The following is a 19,015-nucleotide window of genomic DNA, read 5'->3' on the forward strand; positions in this document are numbered from 1 at the left end:
ACGCGAATATTACCTTAAGGTTTTGAAAAAATAAAGCTTTCACAATGGTTTTTTGTCTACGCTGATTGAGGGCAAGACAACCAACCTCGGAATATATACCGTTGAGAAAACAATCAGAACAATGGAGACATGTATGAACAATAATGACGTTGTCGTGCTGAGCGCTGCGCGCTCGGCAATCGGCTCTTTCGGCGGTGGTTTGAGCCAACTGGAGCCTTCTGAACTGGCCGGACAGGTAATGAAGTCGTCCATTGAGCGTTCAGGAGTAGACCCTGAACTGATCCGCTACGTGACCTCAGGCCATTGCATACCGACTGACTCACGCTTTGCCTACGTTGCACGTGTGGCTTCCATTCAGGCGGGGCTGCCCATGGACTCGGTAGCGATGTCGGTAAACCGCCTTTGCAGTTCCGGTTTACAGGCCGTGGTGACCACGGCTCAAGGCATCATGCTGGATGATTACGAATACGGTATTGGCGGTGGCGTAGAAGTCATGTCGCGCTCAGGCTACCTGTCGACCGCCCTGCGCAGCGGTTCACGCATGGGTGACAGCACCATGATCGACATGATGGTCGCAACCCTGAGTGACCCGTTTGGTGTCGGCCACATGGGAATTACTGCAGAAAATCTGGCCGAGAAATGGGGGATTACTCGGGAAGAGCAAGATGCATTCGCCGCTGAATCCCATCGCCGCGCCGTTGCAGCGATTGAGGCGGGTCATTTCAAGGATCAGATCGTCCCGATCAGCATCAAAACGCGCAAGGGTGAACTGATTGTCGATACCGATGAACATGTGAAAGCCGGCACAACCGTCGACATGCTGGCCGCCATGCGACCCGCGTTCAAAAAGGATGGCACGGTGACTGCCGGTAACGCTTCAGGCATCAACGACGGCGCATCCTATCTGGTGCTGGCGTCTGCCCAGGCAGCTGCACGGGATGGCCACAAACCGATGGCCAGGCTGGTCTCGTACGCGGTTGCGGGCGTTTCCAATGAAGTCATGGGCGAAGGCCCCATCCCGGCTACACGCCTGGCACTCAAGAAAGCCGGCTTGAGTCTGGCCCAAATGGACGTCATTGAATCCAACGAAGCCTTTGCTGCACAAGCGCTGGCGGTAGCCAAAGGGCTTGAACTGGATCTTGCCAAGACCAACCCCAACGGTGGCGCCATTGCACTGGGTCATCCGGTAGGCTGTTCAGGTGCCTATATTGCCACCAAGGCGCTGCACGAACTGCAGCGAACTCAAGGACAATATGCGCTGGTCACCATGTGTATTGGTGGCGGTCAGGGCATCGCGGTTATCTTTGAACGTCTCTGAAGGCAGTCGTTGACAAGACACCCCCTGGCCGGGGTGTCTGTTTCCAGGTTCGAAACTCAGCCGGCTTTGCCTCACCTCAACCTCTTTAAAACGTAATTTTCACTCCCTTAAGACTTCTTTAAGTATTCAAGACCAAAATGCGTGGCTATGAACAGGAGTCATGCCATGAGTCTTAATCCTCCACGCATCAACCAGCCGACCAGTCTTAGTCTGCATGATCAGGCCTGCGCAGCGCGTCCGGGTATTGAAGCGTTTATTCGGGAACGTTTCCGAGTCGTACATGCTGCTGATATCCACGATTTTCTGCCGACGCTTGTCAGTTGCCGTAACGCACGCGGCGAGTTGGTAGCCGCTGCCGGTTTCCAGCTGGCCGCTGAGGCATCCCTGTTTCTGGAGACCTATCTCGACACGCCTATCGAGCACTGTCTGGCTGACCGGCTTACGGTAATGCCAACACGCGACAGGATCGTTGAGGTCGGTAACCTCGCCACCCTTAAGCCCGGCCAGGTTCGCCAGTTGATCGTGACGTTGGCAGCCTGGTTCGATCGCCGTCAGCTGGAGTGGGCGGTACTCACTCTGACGCCAACGCTGATCAACAGTTTTCGACGCCTGGGACTGGAATTGCATCCGCTGGCACCCGCTCGGCAGGAACGGCTGAGCCATGGCAGCAGTCGTTGGGGACATTATTACGACCAGAAGCCCATGGTGGTTGCCGTTTCCATTCCGGTCGGTGCTGCCTGCCTGCGTTGCCAGACAGTGACCCACCCAACTCACGCCACATACGAGCGCCCAACAATTGCCATCACCGAGAATGCCCATGCCCTCCCATCTGTTCGCTGAACTGACCCGGCTGGCTCAGAGCCAGCCTGATGCTGTCGCACTGCGTGACACCCATGGCACCGTGCACTGGGGTGAATTACCGGCGGCGGTTGATGCATTGGCTCTGCGCCTGCGCGAGCACGGAGGCGAGCGTCTGGCACTGCTTGCTGACAATAGCCGTCACTGGGTGCTGGCCGACTTGGCGGCACTGAAATTGGGACGGGTCCTGGTGCCGGTACCTCTGTTCTTCTCTGACACACAACGCCGTCATCTGCTTGAACGGGCGGGCATCGATACACTGATCACTTGCGCACAGGATCAACTGCAACTGCAACGCCTGAGCAATCCTGTGACCGACCTGCATGCGGGTACCGCGAAAATCACTTTCACCTCAGGTACCACCGGGACCCCCAAAGGGGTCTGTTTGAGTGCCGATCAGCAGCTTAACGTCGCCCGCTCACTCACCACACAACTGGCTCCGCTGGCCATCCGTCGTCACCTGTGTCTGCTGCCTCTGGCCACTTTGTTGGAGAACATCGCGGGCGTCTACACCGCCCTTCTGATGGGAGCCTGTATCGAGCTACCTGCACTACCGAGTTTGGGCTGGCAAGGTTCCAGCGGGCTCGATAGCCAGTGTTTACTGGGCGCTTTGCACCAGCATCAGCCGGACTCTCTGATCACGCTGCCGCAAGTACTGTCGGCCCTCACCCGGGCTGCTGAGCAGGGCGCCGCGCTGCCTATGGTGAAATTCATCGCCGTTGGCGGTGCCCGCGTGGGGGCTGAATTGATCCGTCGCGCACGTGCCTCCGGCCTGCCCGCTTACGAAGGTTACGGTCTGTCGGAGTGTGCCTCGGTTGTCAGTCTGAATACGCCTGCACAAGACTGTATCGGCAGTGCCGGAACGCCACTGGCACACAACAGCCTGAGCGTCAGCGCCGCGGGCGAACTGCTGATTGACGGTAATCGAATGCTCGGCTACCTCGGAGAACCGGCACCGACTGGCCCCTATGCGACCGGCGATCTTGTACGCCTTGATGACGACGGTTTTGTGCATGTCGAAGGTCGCATGCGCAACGTCATTATCAACAGCTTCGGTCGCAATATCAGCCCTGAATGGGTGGAATCGGAACTGTTGTCACAGCCGGGAATCGAGCAAGCCGTTCTGTTTGGTGAAGCACGCCCCTTCAATACCGCACTGATCCACGCCCCGACACTGGACGATGCGGCGCTGCAACGAAGTATTACTCAGGTCAACACACGTCTGCCCGATTACGCTCGCGCCCTGCGTTGGGTCCGGGTCCCGAATGCGATGAGCAGTGACGAGGGACTGTTCACCTTGAATGGACGACCACGCCGCGATGCGATCGCCACACGCTTTGCCGAACATTTTGAATCCGTTTATCAACTTGACCACTGAAAGGGATAGCGCCATGTCCTTCTACGATCAGCTACAGCACGACACCCGCGATGCACGTCAGTACCTGCTGGACGCACCGATAATTGTCGCCTGCCAACGCGGCGAGATCAGTCACAACCAGTACACTGCGTTTCTGACCCAGGCCTACCACCATGTCAAACATACCCTGCCGCTGCTGATGGCGTGCGGTGGCCGACTGCCCGAAAGCCATGAGTGGTTGCGCGAAGCGGTCGCCGAATATATCGAGGAAGAAACCGGGCACCAGGAGTGGATACTCAACGATCTGGCCGCCTGTGGCCTGGATAAGGAAGCCGTACGTCGAGGGCAGCCGTCGATCGAAACGGAGCTGATGGTTGCCTACGCCTACGACATGATCCAGCGGGCCAACCCGGTCGGTTTCTTCGGCATGGTTCAGGTACTCGAAGGCACCAGCGTTGCACTGGCTACGCCGTTGTCACACATCATTCAGGATCGGCTGGCCTTGCCTGACAGTGCGTTCAGTTATCTGCGTTCACACGGCTCACTGGATCAGGACCACATCAAGTTCTTTCAGAGCTTGATGGAACGTATCGACAATCCTGACGAGCAGGCCCTGATTATCCACAGCGCACAGGTGTTCTACCGCCTCTACTCCAATATTTTCCGTAGTTTGCCCATCGTATGAGAGGTAGCCATGCAATTTGACCGTCGACATATCCTCATTACCGGGGCCAGTGGTGGTATCGGCTCCGCACTCGCCCGTGCGCTCGCCACCGAAAAGGCGTCATTACTTTTGCATGGGCGTAACCGGAACACATTGACAGCACTGGCCGATGAATGTCGCCAGCTCGGCGCCCGAGAGGTCCAGGTCTGCAGCGCTGATCTGGCAACGACCGAGGGGCGTGCCGTACTGATCGACCATGTGCAGAGCAGCTTTTCAAAGCTGGATACGTTGATCAACAACGCGGGGATAAGTCGTTTTCAGGTGTTCGAGCAGCAAACACCCGAGCAGATTGAGCAACTGCTGACGACCAACATCAACGCTCCCATCCTGTTGACCCGTGCCCTGATTTCCCCCCTGCTGGAAACAGCGGGCGAATCACCGGTCATCCTCAATATCGGCTCCGCCTTCGGTGCGCTCGGCTTTCCCGGTTACAGCACCTACTGTGCCAGCAAAGCAGCGATTCGTCTGTTCTCCGAAGCACTGGCTCGCGAGTTCAGTGACACGCCGCTGCGGGTACAGTACCTGGCCCCACGAGCCACCCGCACCGACATCAACTCTGACAGTACCAACGCCATGCTGGCAGCCACAGGTAGTGCTTCCGACAGCCCGGAACTGGTTGCTCAGATCGCACTGAAACTGCTGCGCTCTGGCCAAGCCCAGATGACCATCGGCTGGCCGGAAAAGCTGTTGGTCAGACTTAATGGCCTGCGCCCTGAGATGATTAGCGCAGTCCTCAACAGGCAACTCGGCAAAATTAAACCCTTCGCCAAGCACCACTAAACGGGAGTCTTGTCATGAAACCGGTTACACACATCCGTACTGCCCTGCTGACCCTCATGCTCGGTTGTGCCACTATTACCCAAGCAGCGACAACTGAACAACTGCTGCCGTTCCAGCAACGCTGGGCCGAAATACAGTACAACCTGGATCAAGACGCTCAGGCCGATGCCTTCGATAACCTCGCAACACAGTTGGCCGAGCAGTTGACCGCTCAGCCCCACGACCCCGAGCTGATGATCTGGCAAGGTATCGTTCTCAGTTCGCAGGCGGGCGCCACGGGCGGCCTGGGAGCCTTAAAGCTGGTAAAGCGGGCACGCACGCTGTTTGAGGCCGCCATTGAACAGGACGCCTCTGCTCTGAACGGGTCGGCACTGACCAGCCTCGCTACTCTTTATCATCAAGTCCCGGGCTGGCCACTTGGATTCGGCAGCGATGAAAAGGCACAGGAGCTGTTCGAACGGGCACTGGTGATCAACCCGGACGGCATCGACAGCAACTATTTCTATGCGGCCTTCCTGCTCGAAAAAGGCGACAACACTCGCGCTAAAGCATTACTGGACAAGGCGCTGGCGGCACCGGCACGCCCGGGACGACAACGGGCCGATGCCGGTCGACGCGAAGAGATTCATACGCTGTTGCAACAGCTGAAATAAGGACCTGCGTATGCGCATACTGATCGTCGAGGATGATCCACTTTTGGGGGATGGCATCACCCGCGCATTGACCAAGACGGGTGACAGTGCAGATTGGCTCACCTCGGGCGAAGAGGCTTGGCATATTTTGCAGCTTGAGCACTTTGACTGCATGATTCTCGATCTCGGGCTGCCCGGTATGGACGGCCTTAGCCTGTTGCGTCAGCTACGCAAGGGGGGACACACCCTGCCGGTGTTGATTCTGACTGCTCGTGATGCCATCGAAGATCGTATCGCAGGGCTGGATGCCGGTGCCGATGATTACCTGCTAAAGCCTTTCGACCTGGCTGAGCTGCGTGCGCGCCTGCGTGCAGTGACCCGCCGCTACAAGGGCTATAGCGACACGTTGCTGCAGCTGGGTGACCTCAGCATCGACACACAGGCTCAAAGCGTAAGCTATTGCGGACACGCGGTTGCTCTCTCCAGACGCGAATATGGCCTGTTGCTGACCCTGGCCGAAAATGCCGGCAAGGTGCTTAGCCGGAGTCGGCTGGAGGAATCCCTGTATGGCTGGGGAAATGAGGTTGAAAGCAATACGCTTGAGGTCCATATCCACCATCTGCGCAAGAAGCTTAACACCTCGGTCATACGCACCGTACGCGGGGTGGGCTATATGATGGACAGGGTGGACGCATGACATCCATTCGCCGCACACTCAGCCTCAGTTTGCTCAGCATCGGCCTGGTTACAGGCCTGGTCACCGCTGCACTTTCATTCTGGGCCGCGACCGATGAAGCAGAAGAGCTGTTCGATGCCCAGATGGCCCAGATGGCTCGCCTGACCGATCAGCTCGCGCCAGCTGGCCCGCTGACCCACTTCAAAACGCCAGCCGAATTCGAATGGACACCGGCCCACCCTTATGAGAAGCAGCTCTCCTACCGAATTGTCGATGCGTCTGGCACCGTATTAATTGCCTCGCCCAGTTTCCCGAAACAGATCGACGCCCCGCCAGGTACCACCAGCGGCTATCGCAATCTGGATGTCAACGGCACACAGTGGAGACTGTTCACCCTTGCCGAACCCACTGGTCAACGCTATATACAGGTTTCTCAGGACTATCGCATGCGTCGTGAGCTGGGCGTTAAAATTGCCATGTCCAATACCTTGCCTATTCTGATCTTTCTGGGACTTTTCGGACTCACGATCTGGTGGTTGATTGGGCGCAGTCTGCGACCACTGGTAACGGTGAGTCATGAGGTTGCCACGCGTGGCTCTGATCATCTTGAACCACTGGCTTTACAGCAAATACCTGATGAAATTGATGGCTTGGTCAGAGCACTCAACGCACTGCTGGCACGATTGCAGCAGAGCTTCGAACGCCAACGCCGCTTTACCGCCGATGCTTCACATGAGCTGCGCACCCCCTTGGCCGCCCTGCAGATCCATTGTGAGAATTTGTATCAGGATCTGGATGACAGCGAGAGTCGCATCAGCTGTGCTCAGATGTTAAAAGGAATATCCTGGATGAATCGGATGGTTGAACAGCTGCTGCAGCTGAGCCGACTTGATCCACAAGCACGCCTGCCTGACACCACGCAGGTCAACCTCAACAAACTGTGTCGCGATGTTATTGACGACCAGATCGGATTCGCTATCGCACGGGACATAGATCTGGGACTGAGCGCCCCTGACCGCCCCCTGTCACTGCAAGGCAGTGCCTTTTATCTGAGCCTGATGCTACGCAATCTGATCGACAACGCCCTGCGCTACACTCCTTCAGGGGGCGAGGTTACCCTGACTTTGGAGTCGGTCGATAATCATATTGTAATGAGCGTAATCGACTCAGGCCCAGGCCTCAATGATGAACAGAAGATGCACGTCTTCGAGCGATTCTATCGCCTGGGACCGAACGGCACGGGGAGTGGTTTGGGGCTATCAATCGTGCGCCTGATTACGCAGCTGCATCAAGCAAGGATAACCCTGCTTGAGCGCCGGGATGGCCAAACGGGACTGGTTGCACGTGTTGATTTTGCCCCGGAGCTACCCAATGACAGTGGAACCGAGGTACAGAGCTGAACCGTCAAACCGACTTCAGCAGTGCGCGGATCTCTTCCAGCTCGGTAATGGTCTGACGCAGCAACTGGCGATAACGCGCAGCATCATCCCCTGCACTTTCCCCGGCCAACCATTGGCGTGCACCGGCGATGGTATAGCCCTGCTCATGCAGAAGACTTCGGATCTGGCGCAGCAGCAACAGATCCTTGTGCTGGTAATAGCGGCGATTGTTGCGCTTGACCGGCTGTACCTGTTTGAACTCCTGCTCCCAGTAGCGCAGTACATGGGGCTTGAGTTGACACAGCTCGGCGGCTTCGCCGATGGTGAAATAGCGTTTGGAAGGGATGGGCCCCAGTTCAGACGCTGTCTGGCTGGTTTCCGGCATGGATCTCCACGCGCTCCTTGAGTTTCTGCCCCGGGCGGAATGTGACCACCCGGCGGGCAGAGATGGGGACTTCCTCCCCGGTTTTCGGATTTCGACCTGGGCGCTCACGCTTGTCACGCAGATCAAAATTGCCGAAGCCGGAGAGTTTTACCTGCTCGTTGTGCGCCAGACTGGTACGGATCTCATCGAAAAACGAGTCCACCATATCCTTGGCTTCGCGTTTGTTCAGGCCCAGCTCCTCATAGAGGCGTTCGGCCATGTCAGCTTTGGTCAACGAGCTCATGTCGGTCACCCTGTGTTTACTCTCGTAACGTTGCAGCACAACGATCGCGGAGTGCGGATACAACGGCACTTACCGCACTGTTGATCTCTTCGTCATTAAGAGTGCGCGATGGGTGCTGCCAGGTCAAGCCCAGTGCCAGACTTTTTCGTCCCGGTTCAATACCTTGGCCCTGGTAGACGTCAAACAGTGTCACCTGCTTGATGAACTCGCCAGCTGCTTCGGTCGCTGTATTGCGGATGTCGGCAAATGCGGTTGCCTGGTCCACGAGCAGTGCCAGATCACGGCGTGACTCGGGGAACTTTGACAGTGAGCTGAAACGGGGCAGCTTGCCACCGGTCACCGCATCCAGCGTGACTTCAAACAGATAGACGGGGCCGTTCAGGTCCAATTTCTTCACCAGTGACGGATGCAGGGCTCCCAGGAAGCCCACCGCCTCGCCATTTCGCTCAATGCGGGCAGCCTGACCCGGATGCAGTGCCACGTGGCGATCCGCCACAAAGCTGAACTGCTCGCCACAACCACCCAGCGCCAGCAACGATTCCAGATCCCCCTTGGCATCGAAGAAGTCCAGCTTGTCCTTCCCGGCTGTCCAGCCTTCCGCATCACGGTTGCCCGCGATCAGACCAGCAATGACATTCTCCTGCACCAGACCTTCCGCCTTGGGCACAAAGCGCTGACCGGTTTCAAACAGGCGCACGCGGCTTTGCTGGCGATGTTGGTTGTACTGCAGCGCCTTGGCCAGTCCCGGCCACAGCGTTGTGCGCATCACCGCCATCTCAGCCGAAATGGGGTTGGCCAGCGCCAGTGCCGTATGCTGGTCATCAAAGGCCTTTTGCAGCTCGGCTTCGATGAAGCTGTAGGTGATCGCCTCCTGATAGCCACGTGCAACCAGATGACGACGCAGTTGCTGCAACGTCAGACGTGCTTCGGCGATCGGCGGGATCGGCAGCTGTGCCGTCGGCGTGTGGACCGGCAGATTGTTATAGCCGTATACCCGCGCAATCTCTTCAATCAGATCGACTTCGATGGTGAGATCAAAGCGATAGCTCGGCACCGTTACCTGCCAGCCATCGTTCACTTCAACCAGCAGCATGCCCAGGCGGTTCAGAATCTCTTCAACTTCGGCATCCGGGATTTCCAGTGCCAGCAACGCCGCCAGCTTGCTGCGACGCAGGAGGACCTGCTGCACTTCGGGCAGGTCAGCCTCGGATACGGCCTCAACCACCGGACCCGGCTCACCGCCAACGATGTCCAGCAGCAGCGCGGTGGCGCGTTCGATCGCCTTGCGCTGTAGCTGCCAGTCGACGCCACGTTCGAAGCGATGCGAGGAATCCGTATGCAGGCCGTAACTGCGGGCACGGCCGGCAATGGCCAGCGGCGCAAAAAAGGCGCTTTCCAGGAAGATGTCGCGGGTCGAGTCGGTAACCGATGTCGGCTCACCGCCCATGATACCGGCCATGGCCACTGGACCCCTGGCATCGGCGATCACCAGAGTGTCGGCGTTCAGCTCGACCTCCTGCCCATCCAGCAGCTGCAGCTTTTCGCCCTGCTCAGCCAGGCGCACGCGAATGCCGCCTTCGAGCTTGCTCAGGTCAAAGGCGTGCATCGGCTGGCCAAGCTCCAGCAGCACGTAGTTGGTGACATCCACAACCGGATCGATGCTGCGCACACCGGAACGACGCAGTTTTTCCTGCATCCACTGCGGTGTAGCAACCCCCGGGTTGATATTGCGAATGACGCGGCCCAGATAGCGCGGACAGCCCTCAGCATGGACCAGTTCAACACCGAAGCGATCGTCATTCTGCGGCGCAACCGGTGCTGCTTCAATCGGGGCCACTGCCGCCTTGTTCAGTACGCCAACCTCACGTGCCATACCGGCAATGCTGAGACAGTCGCCCCGGTTCGGCGTCAGATCAACATCGACGATCTTGTCGTTGAGGTTCAGGAATTCACGAATATCCTGACCGACCGGTGCATCGTCCGCCAGTTCCATGATGCCGCCATGGTCTTCGGACAGCCCCAGCTCGTCTTCCGCACAGAGCATGCCAAAGGACTCGACCTGACGCAGTTTAGCCTTCTTGATTTTGAAGTCACCCGGCAGAACAGCTCCGACACGGGCAAACGCGGTTTTCAGGCCGGCACGAGCGTTCGGCGCTCCGCATACCACCTGTACGATCTGCTCGCCGTCATTGACCTGACATACCTGAAGCTTGTCGGCGTTGGGGTGCTGTTCGGCACTGACGATTTCGCCAACCACGACGCCGCTGAAATCACCGGCAACGCTTTCAATATCATCCACTTCAAGGCCGGACAGACTCAGCTGATCCGCCAGTTCCTGTGTTCCGATCTGCGGCTGAACCAGCTCGCGCAACCACTGTTCACTGAATTTCATGCTGCTTTCCTGAAAAATCTGTTGGTGTGCGTTGACGTCTTACTTGAACTGGCCGAGGAAGCGCAGATCATTTTCAAAGAACAGACGCAGATCGTCCACGCCGTAGCGGAGCATCGCCAGACGCTCAACGCCCATGCCGAACGCAAACCCGGTAAACTCTTCCGGGTCGATGCCGGAGTATTCAAATACCTTCGGATGCACCATGCCGCAGCCGAGTACTTCCAGCCACTTGCCGTCACCACGGTCGATATCGACTTCGATTGAAGGCTCTGTGAACGGAAAATAGGACGGACGGAAGCGGACCTTCACGTCTTCTTCAAAGAACTCACGCAGGAACTGCTCCAACGTGCCCTTGAGATCGGCGAAGGTGATGTTGCGGTCAACCAGCAGACCTTCCACCTGATGGAACATGGGCGAGTGGGTCTGATCGTAGTCACAGCGATACACGCGACCGGGGCAGATGATGCGGATCGGTGGCTGTTGCGCTTCCATGGTCCGCACCTGCACCGGCGAGGTATGGGTCCGCAGCAGTGTGTGGGCATCGAAGTAGAAGGTATCATGCATCGCCCGCGCCGGATGGTGAGCCGGAATATTCAGCGCCTCGAAGTTATGATAGTCGTCTTCAATCTCGGGACCTTCTGCAACACTGTAACCGATACTGCCGAAAAAGGCCTCGATACGCTCCAGGGTGCGGGTCACGGGGTGCAGACCACCGACGGACTGGCTGCGGCCGGGCAGGGTCACATCAACGGTTTCCGCCGCCAGTTTTGCCTCCATCGCAGCACTTTCCAGTGCATCACGACGCGCCGTAATCTCAGCCTGCAAAGCTTCTTTGGCTTCATTGATGCGAGCACCCGCAGCAGGACGTTCGTCTGCCGACAATTTGCCCAGTCCTTTGAGCAGCTGTGTCAGCTCACCTTTTTTGCCAAGATACTGCACCCGGATTTCGTCCAGCGCAGCCAGCGTATCAGTTTCAGCAACAGCCTGTTTGCCTTGCGCCAACAGGGTCTCAAGATTTTCCATTTCCGGCTCCAGACAAAAATAGGGGAAGAGCTTGCACCCTTCCCCTATTCGATTCGATCATTTACCTACCAATAGGCGGGCGTATGTTACGCCAGTGCAGCTTTGGCTTTCTCGACAACCGCAGTAAAGGCACCCTGCTCGTATACAGCCAGGTCAGCCAGAACCTTACGGTCGATTTCGATGTTGGCCTTTTTCAGACCAGCAATAAAGCGGCTGTAGGACAGACCGTTGATACGGGCAGCAGCGTTGATACGTGCAATCCACAGAGCGCGGAACTGACGCTTACGCTGACGACGGTCACGGTACGCATACTGACCAGCTTTGATGACAGCCTGTTTGGCTACACGGAACACACGGCTGCGGGCACCGTAGTAACCTTTGGCCTGTTTCAGAATCTTTTTGTGACGGGCGCGAGCCTGTACACCACGTTTTACGCGAGGCATGGCAATTCCTTCCTATAAAAACTAATAATGACCGAAAAAACTCAGAGGTAAGGCAGCATGCGCTTAACCAGAGCCTGGTCAGCAGCATGAACCTGCAGCATTGGGCGAAGCTGACGCTTACGCTTGGTGCTTTTCTTGGTCAGAATGTGGCTTTTGAAGGCCTGCTTGTGCTTCACGCCGTTGGCGGTTTTCTTGAAACGCTTTGCCGCACCGCGGACAGTTTTGATCTTAGGCATTAACTTTCTCCACGCATTCGTTTGTTAGTCAGCCAACCCGAACAAACAGCAGGACCCGTTACCTGATTTCCGAAGATCTCAGGCAGGCGGGTCCTGCAGTCGGGTGACTATTTCTTTTTCGGAGCCAACACCATGACCATTTGACGACCTTCCATTTTCGGACGCTGTTCAACAGTACTGATTTCGGTCAGATCCTTTTCGATCCGCTCCATCAGCTGCATGCCCAGCTCCTGGTGAGCCATCTCACGACCACGGAAGCGCAAGGTAACCTTGCCCTTGTCTCCGCTTTCAAGGAAACGTATCAGGTTGCGCAGTTTTACCTGATAATCCCCTTCTTCCGTACCCGGACGGAATTTCACTTCCTTGACCTGCATTTGAGACTGTTTCTTCTTAGCCTCATTTGCTTTCTTCTTGGCCTCGTACTGATGCTTACCATAGTCCATGATCTTGCAGACAATGGGATCAGACTCCGAGATCTGAACCAGGTCAAGTTCGGCTTCCTGAGCTTTCTCAAGAGCCTCTGGAATCGAAACAACACCAATCTGGTTTCCATCCGCGCCGATCAGACGGCATTCGGTGGCACGGATATTTTCATTGATTGGCGGCAGAGGCGCACGGCCCCCGCGTCTGTTATCACGCCTGATAGCTATATCTCCTGACGATTTTATTTTGCCTGACGGCCTTTGCGCTCGGTTTCCTGAACCAGCTGTTCAATCAGCGCATCGACGGTCATCGTACCCAAATCCTCACCGGAGCGCGTACGCACTGCAACGGTTCCGGACTCGACCTCTTTGTCACCTACTACCAACAGGTAGGGCACTTTTTGTAGAGTACGCTCGCGGATTTTAAAGCCGATCTTCTCGTTTCTCAAGTCCGCAGTGGCTCGCAGGCCTGATTTTTCGAGTTTTTCTGCAAGATCGCGGCAATAATCCGCTTGATTGTCGGTAATATTCATCACGACGGCCTGCAGCGGCGACAGCCACAACGGCAAGGCGCCAGCATAATGCTCAATCAAAATACCGATAAAGCGCTCAAACGATCCAAGAATGGCACGATGCAACATTACCGGTGTTTCACGCTCGCCATGCTCGTTAACAAACTGGGCGCCAAGACGTCCCGGCATGGAGAAGTCGACCTGAATGGTGCCGCACTGCCAGACGCGACCGAGGCAGTCACGCAGTGAGAATTCGATTTTCGGGCCATAGAAAGCCCCCTCACCCGGCAGCTCTTCCCAGTCGAGGCCTGCTGTGTTCAATGCATCTGCCAGCGCTTTCTCCGCCTTGTCCCAGCTTTCGTCTGAACCCACGCGCTCTTCCGGGCGGGTGGACAGCTTGTACAGAATGTCACTGAAGCCAAAGTCAGCGTAGACTTCATGCAGGAATTCAATAAAGTCTGCCACTTCGGTCTGGATCGAGTTCTCGGCACAGAAAATGTGCGCATCGTCCTGCACGAAACCGCGCACACGCATAATGCCATGCAGGGAACCGGACGGCTCATTGCGGTGGCAGGAACCGAATTCGGCCAGACGCAACGGCAGATCGCGATAAGAACGAAGCCCCTGGTTGAACACCTGTACGTGGCATGGGCAGTTCATCGGCTTGATGGCGAAATCACGGCTTTCGGAGTGCGTGGTGAACATCTGCTCCTGAAACTTGCCCCAGTGGCCGGACTTTTCCCACAGAGTACGCTCCACCACCTGCGGTGTTTTGATCTCCTGGTAACCGTGACGGCGCTGCTTGGCACGCATGTACTGCTCGATCTGCTGATACAGCGTCCAGCCATGCGGATGCCAGAACACCATGCCCGGTGCTTCTTCCTGCATGTGAAACAGGTTCAGCTGTTTGCCCAGCTTGCGGTGGTCACGCTTTTCAGCCTCTTCAAGACGGTGCAGATAGGCCTTGAGCTCTTTCTTGTCGCTCCAGGCGGTACCGTAAATACGCTGCAGCATCTCGTTCTTGGCATCACCGCGCCAATAGGCACCGGCCACCTTCATCACCTTGAATGCCTTGATATGGCCAGTTGAAGGCACATGCGGGCCTCGACACAGGTCGATAAAGTCGCCCTGTTTGTAGAAAGAGAGCGGCTGATCGCCCGGAATGGAATCGATAATCTCGACCTTATACTTCTCGCCCATCTGCTCAAACAGCTTGATAGCCTCATCGCGCGACATCACGGAGCGGCTGACTGGCAGATTTTCCTTGGCCAGCTGATTCATGCGCGACTCGATCTTTTCCAGATCTTCCGGCGTGAACGGGCGCTCATAGGCAAAATCGTAATAGAAACCATCGTCGATCACCGGACCGATGGTCACCTGAGCACCCGGGAACAGATCCTGTACAGCCATCGCCATCAGATGCGCACAGGAGTGACGAATCACGTCCAGCCCTTCTTCATCACGTGCGGTGACGATCGCCAAATTGACATCGTTTTCGATCAGATAGCTGGTATCCACCAGCTCACCGTTGATCTTGCCGGCGAGGGCAGCCTTGGCTAGGCCAGTACCGATATCGGCGGCCACATCGTGAACGGTAACGGGCTCATTGAAGGTGCGAGTACTCGCATCCGGAAGCGTAATGACAGGCATGTTCTGTTCCCTGATTGACGGATGTACCCATACGAAAGGCCACATCCTGATTGATACACGGTAAATGAAAGCGGACTTGTGGTTGCGACAGGTACGAGGTGCCGGCCAGTCCGAGCGGCGATTATAACGGCCCAGTCTGGAAAGCGCGATCCGAAAGCACAAAAATCAGCGGCATCGTTGCAGCAGGTCACGGGTATACAGGATATGTTGGCTTGCCGCTTCACGAGCCGCAGGGGCATCACGAGCCTGCAGTGCACGGTGGATGCTCTCGTGCTGCCTGCCGATGCCATCGGGATAACGGCCAAAACGCCCCAATGTGCGTGACAGCACACTGTAGATCGCATTGAAGTAACGGTGATAAAACAGCTGACTGAAGGAACACACCAGCAGATGATGACTGGACTGGGCTATCAGCATGTGAAACTGCAAATCCGCCTTGGCTTTTTCCAGCGTACTGTCACCACGGCCAACTGGGCGGCGGTTACGCTCGCACATCCGCTGATACTCCTGCGCCAGAGCGAACAGCTCCTCATCACTGGCACGCTGCGCCGCATACCAGGCCGCTTCAGCCTCCAGCACGGCGCGCGCTTCCAGCACCTGCATCTGGAAATCAATATCGTCCCCCCGCCCTTCCAGCGGCAGCTCAAGGTGTTGTGCCAACAGATTAATGCAGTGGCTGCGCCCGCCCTGACGGGTTTCGATAACCCCGTTGGCTTTCATGCCAGCCAGTGCTTCACGAACAGTCCCCCGCGAAACTCCATATATTTGCATTAATCTGCGCTCTGAAGGCACCGGGTGCCCCGGCACCCATTCGCCTTCCAGCAACAGGCTTTCCAGCTCATATTGTAGTGTCACCATCGCCCCCGATGATCATTCTGGTAAGACCAGTTGGAAGTATAGCATTCACGCTTAGGCCCTGATCACCTATCTTGATAGCCATACCGCCATGAAACCGCACCGATAATAATCCGAGGTTGCCGACACCATGTCCGACACCCAAACCATGCCGATCAAGGTCGGTCTGTTCGTTACCTGCCTTGCCGACATGTTCCGCCCCGAGGTAGCCTTTGCAACCGTCAAGCTGCTGGAACAGGCTGGCTGTGAAGTGGAAGTACCCCGTAATCAGACCTGCTGTGGACAACCGGCATTCAACTCCGGGGACAAACACAACAGTCGTACCATCGCGCGTCAGACCATCGAAGCTCTGGAGGGCTACCGCTATGTGGTGGGTCCATCCGGCTCCTGCATCGGCATGCTGCACCACTACCCTGAACTCTTTACCGAGGACGATCCCTGGAAAGCACGTGCGGAAGCACTCAAGGCTCGCGCCTTTGAGGTCACATCTTTTCTGGTAGACGTATTGAATTTCAGCGGCATCCAGAGCGAATTCAACGGCAAGATCACCTATCACGACTCCTGCTCCGGGCTGCGAGAGCTTGGCATCAAGCAGCAGCCACGACAGTTGCTCAGCGAAATCGACGGAGTTGAACTGGCCGAGATGCAGGAAGCGGAGACCTGCTGCGGTTTTGGCGGCACCTTTTGTGTCAAGTACCCCGACATATCCAACCGCATGGTCAGCAACAAGACCGGCTTTGCTGCCGACAGCGGCGCCAGCACGCTGGTGGGTGGAGACCTGGGCTGCCTGCTCAACATGGCCGGCAAGCTCAAACGTGAAGGCCGTGAAGTACAGGTACGTCATGTGGTCGAGCTGCTCGCCGACATGACTGGAACTCCGGCAATCGGCGAAGCCGATTACGACCTTGGTCAGCCACTTTAAGCGGAGCCCCCCCCATGCAGATCAAAAGCCCCGAATTCAAGCAAAGTGCTCGCATCGCGCTACAGGATGTCAACCTGCAAAAGGCGCTGGGCAACCTGAAGGCCGGTTTTCCCGGCAAGCGCGCCGCAGCTGTCGCCCGCATGCCGGAGTTCGATCGGCTGCGCGATGAAGCTCGCGACCTGAAGAACCATATCCTTGAACACCTGGACCTGTACCTGGAAGAGTTTGAAGCTCGCGTGGTCGAGAACGGCGGCCAGGTACACTGGTGTCGCACCGCTGATGATGCACGCCAGACCATCCTGCAGATTTGCCGTGAGCAGAATGCCAAAACCGTCACCAAGGGCAAGTCGATGGTGACCGAGGAGATCAACCTCAACGAATATCTGGAGGAGAACGGCATCCGCCCGGTGGAAACCGACCTGGGGGAATATATCCTGCAACTGCGCGGTGACCACCCAAGCCATATCATCGCCCCGGCGATTCACCTCAATCTGGAAGATGTATCCGAAGCCTTCCATGAACACCACAAGCGCCCGAAATTGACCGATCCGGCCGCGCTGATGGCCGAGGCCCGTGAAATGCTGCGCAAGCAGTTTGTTGCCGCCGATGTGGGCATCACCGGTGCCAATTTTCTGGTTGCCGAAACCGGGTCGACCATTATTGTCACCAACGAGGGCAATGGCGACCTGACCCAGACCCTGCCCAAAACTCATATCGTGGTGTCATCAATTGAAAAGGTTGTACCCACGCTGGAGGACATGACGCTGTTCCTGCGCCTGTTGGCGCGCTCGGCCACGGGGCAGGAATTTTCCGTGTATAACACGCTGTCATCCGGCAACCGCCGCCCGGACGACCAGGACGGACCGGAAAATTTCCATGTCGTGCTGGTCGACAACGGTCGCAGCGACATGGTTGGCACCGAGTTTCAGGAGATGCTGCGCTGCATTCGCTGCTCCGCCTGCATGAACCACTGCCCGGTATACGGCGCTGTCGGTGGTCACAGCTACGGCTGGATCTACCCCGGCCCCATGGGATCGGTACTGACTCCGCAAATGATCGGCATTGAACAGGCCGCCCTACTGCCCAATGCGTCTACCGCCTGCGGCAAGTGCGAGGAGGTCTGCCCGGTCCGCATTCCGCTGCCGAAACTGATGCGCCACTGGCGCGAGAAGGAGTTTGAACAGCACCTGACGCCTCGCGCTGTCCGCTGGGGGCTGGGAAGCTGGGCCTTTCTCGCCACCCGCCCGATGCTGTACCGACTGTTCTCGTCCAGTGCATCCCGGCTCATGCGTTTGCTGGGCGGCCAAAAAGGCAGGATCAGCAAACTGCCGCTGGCCTCCGGCTGGACCGACCACCGCGACATGCCGGTCCCAACCGGCAAGACTTTCATGCAGCAGTGGCAAGCGCGCCAGAAACAGGAGAACAAGTCATGAGCAGCCGTGCCGAGATTTTTGCCAACATTCGCCATGGCCTGCGCCGCAGCGAAGCAACGGATGCCCAGCGCGAAGCGGTGCAGCACCGCTTGCAGCAACACCCTCGTAATCTGATCCCCGCCCGCGGCCAGCAGGCGCCTGAGGCACAGGTTGAGCTGTTTATCCGCATGGCACAGGAAGCAGCCGCCGAAGTGGTTACACTTGAAAATATCGAGCAACTACCAGAGGCGGTGGCGGACACCCTGGAATCAAAGGGCCAGCATGAACTGATACTGGCCAGCGACGAGACCCTCACTGCTCTGGGCTGGGCCGCAGTACATGAGCGTATCCGCTGTCATCAGCGAGTGGGACAGGTGGGAGACGAGGCGAGCCTGACGCTGGCCCTGGTCGGTATTGCCGAGACCGGCACCCTGATGCTCTACTCCCGCCCGGACAGCCCCACCACGCTCAACTTCTTGCCGGATACGCACTTGGTTGTATTGCAGCGCAAAGATATCGTAGGGGTTTATGAGGATGGATGGGATCGGTTGCGCAGCCTCTGCAGCGGCCGCCTGCCCAGGACAGTCAACCTGATCACGGGCCCTTCCCGCAGTGCCGACATTGAGCAAAAACTGCAGATGGGAGCCCATGGCCCACGTCAGCTGGTGATCTATTTGATTGGATGACGTCTGATATCAGAGGCTTCTTACAAGCCAAAGTTGCTGGGCTGCTTTCCGGTAGCCCGGTACTTTTTGA

At 57.2% G+C, this 19,015-nt stretch carries 20 protein-coding genes; 11 read left to right on the plus strand and 9 right to left on the minus strand.

Annotated features, from left to right (window positions below; genetic code table 11):
* Positions 1-133 precede the first annotated feature (133 nt).
* From BLV48_RS00440 to BLV48_RS00475, 8 genes are all read left to right on the plus strand, one after another.
* Positions 134-1,318: an acetyl-CoA C-acyltransferase family protein gene (locus tag BLV48_RS00440; protein ID WP_091821361.1), complete on the plus strand. Its 1,185-nt coding sequence runs from the start codon at positions 134-136 to the stop codon at positions 1,316-1,318.
* Positions 1,319-1,483: 165 nt separating this feature from the next.
* Positions 1,484-2,158 (plus strand): thermostable hemolysin, encoded by a 675-nt coding sequence (locus tag BLV48_RS00445; RefSeq protein WP_175527528.1) that lies wholly within the window; start codon positions 1,484-1,486, stop codon positions 2,156-2,158.
* Positions 2,136-3,554 (plus strand): AMP-binding protein, encoded by a 1,419-nt coding sequence (locus tag BLV48_RS00450; protein ID WP_091821366.1) that lies wholly within the window; start codon positions 2,136-2,138, stop codon positions 3,552-3,554. The genes BLV48_RS00445 and BLV48_RS00450 overlap by 23 nt, the downstream gene beginning before the upstream one ends.
* A 13-nt stretch (positions 3,555-3,567) precedes the next feature.
* Positions 3,568-4,218 carry an iron-containing redox enzyme family protein gene (locus tag BLV48_RS00455; protein ID WP_091821369.1) on the plus strand — a complete coding sequence of 217 codons (651 nt, stop codon included), beginning with the start codon at positions 3,568-3,570 and terminating at the stop codon, positions 4,216-4,218.
* 9 nt (positions 4,219-4,227) lie between these two features.
* On the plus strand, positions 4,228-5,037 hold the full coding sequence (locus BLV48_RS00460; RefSeq protein WP_091821374.1) for an SDR family oxidoreductase: 810 nt from the start codon (positions 4,228-4,230) through the stop codon (positions 5,035-5,037).
* A gap of 14 nt (positions 5,038-5,051) precedes the next feature.
* Positions 5,052-5,690, plus strand: a complete 639-nt coding sequence (locus BLV48_RS00465; protein ID WP_091821377.1) for a tetratricopeptide repeat protein — start codon at positions 5,052-5,054, stop codon at positions 5,688-5,690.
* 10 nt (positions 5,691-5,700) lie between these two features.
* Positions 5,701-6,366, plus strand: a complete 666-nt coding sequence (locus BLV48_RS00470) for a response regulator (protein ID WP_091821380.1) — start codon at positions 5,701-5,703, stop codon at positions 6,364-6,366.
* Complete coding sequence (locus tag BLV48_RS00475; protein WP_091821383.1) at positions 6,363-7,745, plus strand: ATP-binding protein; 1,383 nt, start codon at positions 6,363-6,365, stop codon at positions 7,743-7,745. Before BLV48_RS00470 ends, BLV48_RS00475 begins: the two co-directional genes overlap by 4 nt.
* 4 nt (positions 7,746-7,749) lie before the next feature.
* On the opposite strand, the gene BLV48_RS00480 is transcribed toward BLV48_RS00475, so the two are convergent.
* The 9 genes from BLV48_RS00480 to BLV48_RS00520 form a co-directional block, all read right to left on the minus strand.
* Positions 7,750-8,109: a MerR family transcriptional regulator gene (locus BLV48_RS00480; RefSeq protein ID WP_091821386.1), complete on the minus strand. Its 360-nt coding sequence runs from the start codon at positions 8,107-8,109 to the stop codon at positions 7,750-7,752.
* Entirely contained in the window at positions 8,081-8,392 is a 312-nt protein-coding gene (ihfA, locus tag BLV48_RS00485; RefSeq protein ID WP_091821389.1) for an integration host factor subunit alpha, read from the minus strand. The genes BLV48_RS00480 and ihfA overlap by 29 nt, the downstream gene beginning before the upstream one ends.
* Positions 8,393-8,408: 16 nt before the next feature.
* Positions 8,409-10,784: a phenylalanine--tRNA ligase subunit beta gene (gene pheT / locus BLV48_RS00490; RefSeq protein WP_091821392.1), complete on the minus strand. Its 2,376-nt coding sequence runs from the start codon at positions 10,782-10,784 to the stop codon at positions 8,409-8,411.
* A gap of 39 nt (positions 10,785-10,823) precedes the next feature.
* Entirely contained in the window at positions 10,824-11,807 is a 984-nt protein-coding gene (pheS, locus tag BLV48_RS00495) for a phenylalanine--tRNA ligase subunit alpha (protein WP_091821395.1), read from the minus strand.
* Positions 11,808-11,893: 86 nt separating this feature from the next.
* Positions 11,894-12,250 carry a 50S ribosomal protein L20 gene (rplT, locus tag BLV48_RS00500; protein ID WP_091821399.1) on the minus strand — a complete coding sequence of 119 codons (357 nt, stop codon included), beginning with the start codon at positions 12,248-12,250 and terminating at the stop codon, positions 11,894-11,896.
* 41 nt (positions 12,251-12,291) lie between these two features.
* Complete coding sequence (gene rpmI, locus BLV48_RS00505) at positions 12,292-12,486, minus strand: 50S ribosomal protein L35 (RefSeq protein WP_091821403.1); 195 nt, start codon at positions 12,484-12,486, stop codon at positions 12,292-12,294.
* Between the two features lie 107 nt (positions 12,487-12,593).
* Complete coding sequence (gene infC, locus BLV48_RS00510) at positions 12,594-13,154, minus strand: translation initiation factor IF-3 (RefSeq protein ID WP_479691117.1); 561 nt, start codon at positions 13,152-13,154, stop codon at positions 12,594-12,596.
* Positions 13,151-15,070 (minus strand): threonine--tRNA ligase, encoded by a 1,920-nt coding sequence (gene thrS, locus BLV48_RS00515; protein WP_091821410.1) that lies wholly within the window; start codon positions 15,068-15,070, stop codon positions 13,151-13,153. The genes infC and thrS overlap by 4 nt, the downstream gene beginning before the upstream one ends.
* A 165-nt stretch (positions 15,071-15,235) precedes the next feature.
* Complete coding sequence (locus BLV48_RS00520) at positions 15,236-15,928, minus strand: FadR/GntR family transcriptional regulator (RefSeq protein ID WP_254774936.1); 693 nt, start codon at positions 15,926-15,928, stop codon at positions 15,236-15,238.
* 127 nt (positions 15,929-16,055) lie between these two features.
* Between BLV48_RS00520 and BLV48_RS00525 the strand changes: the two genes are divergently transcribed.
* Genes BLV48_RS00525 through BLV48_RS00535 form a run of 3 tightly spaced genes read left to right on the plus strand, consistent with a single transcriptional unit; the run spans position 16,056 to position 18,945 of the window.
* A complete protein-coding gene (locus tag BLV48_RS00525) occupies positions 16,056-16,847 on the plus strand; it encodes a (Fe-S)-binding protein (RefSeq protein ID WP_091821413.1) in 792 nt (263 codons plus the stop codon).
* 14 nt (positions 16,848-16,861) lie between these two features.
* A complete protein-coding gene (locus BLV48_RS00530) occupies positions 16,862-18,280 on the plus strand; it encodes a LutB/LldF family L-lactate oxidation iron-sulfur protein (RefSeq protein ID WP_091821416.1) in 1,419 nt (472 codons plus the stop codon).
* A complete protein-coding gene (locus BLV48_RS00535) occupies positions 18,277-18,945 on the plus strand; it encodes a LutC/YkgG family protein (RefSeq protein WP_091821419.1) in 669 nt (222 codons plus the stop codon). Before BLV48_RS00530 ends, BLV48_RS00535 begins: the two co-directional genes overlap by 4 nt.
* The last annotated feature ends 70 nt before the right edge of the window (positions 18,946-19,015 follow it).

This window comes from Marinobacterium iners DSM 11526 (assembly GCF_900107855.1).
Taxonomy (GTDB): domain Bacteria; phylum Pseudomonadota; class Gammaproteobacteria; order Pseudomonadales; family Balneatricaceae; genus Marinobacterium; species Marinobacterium iners.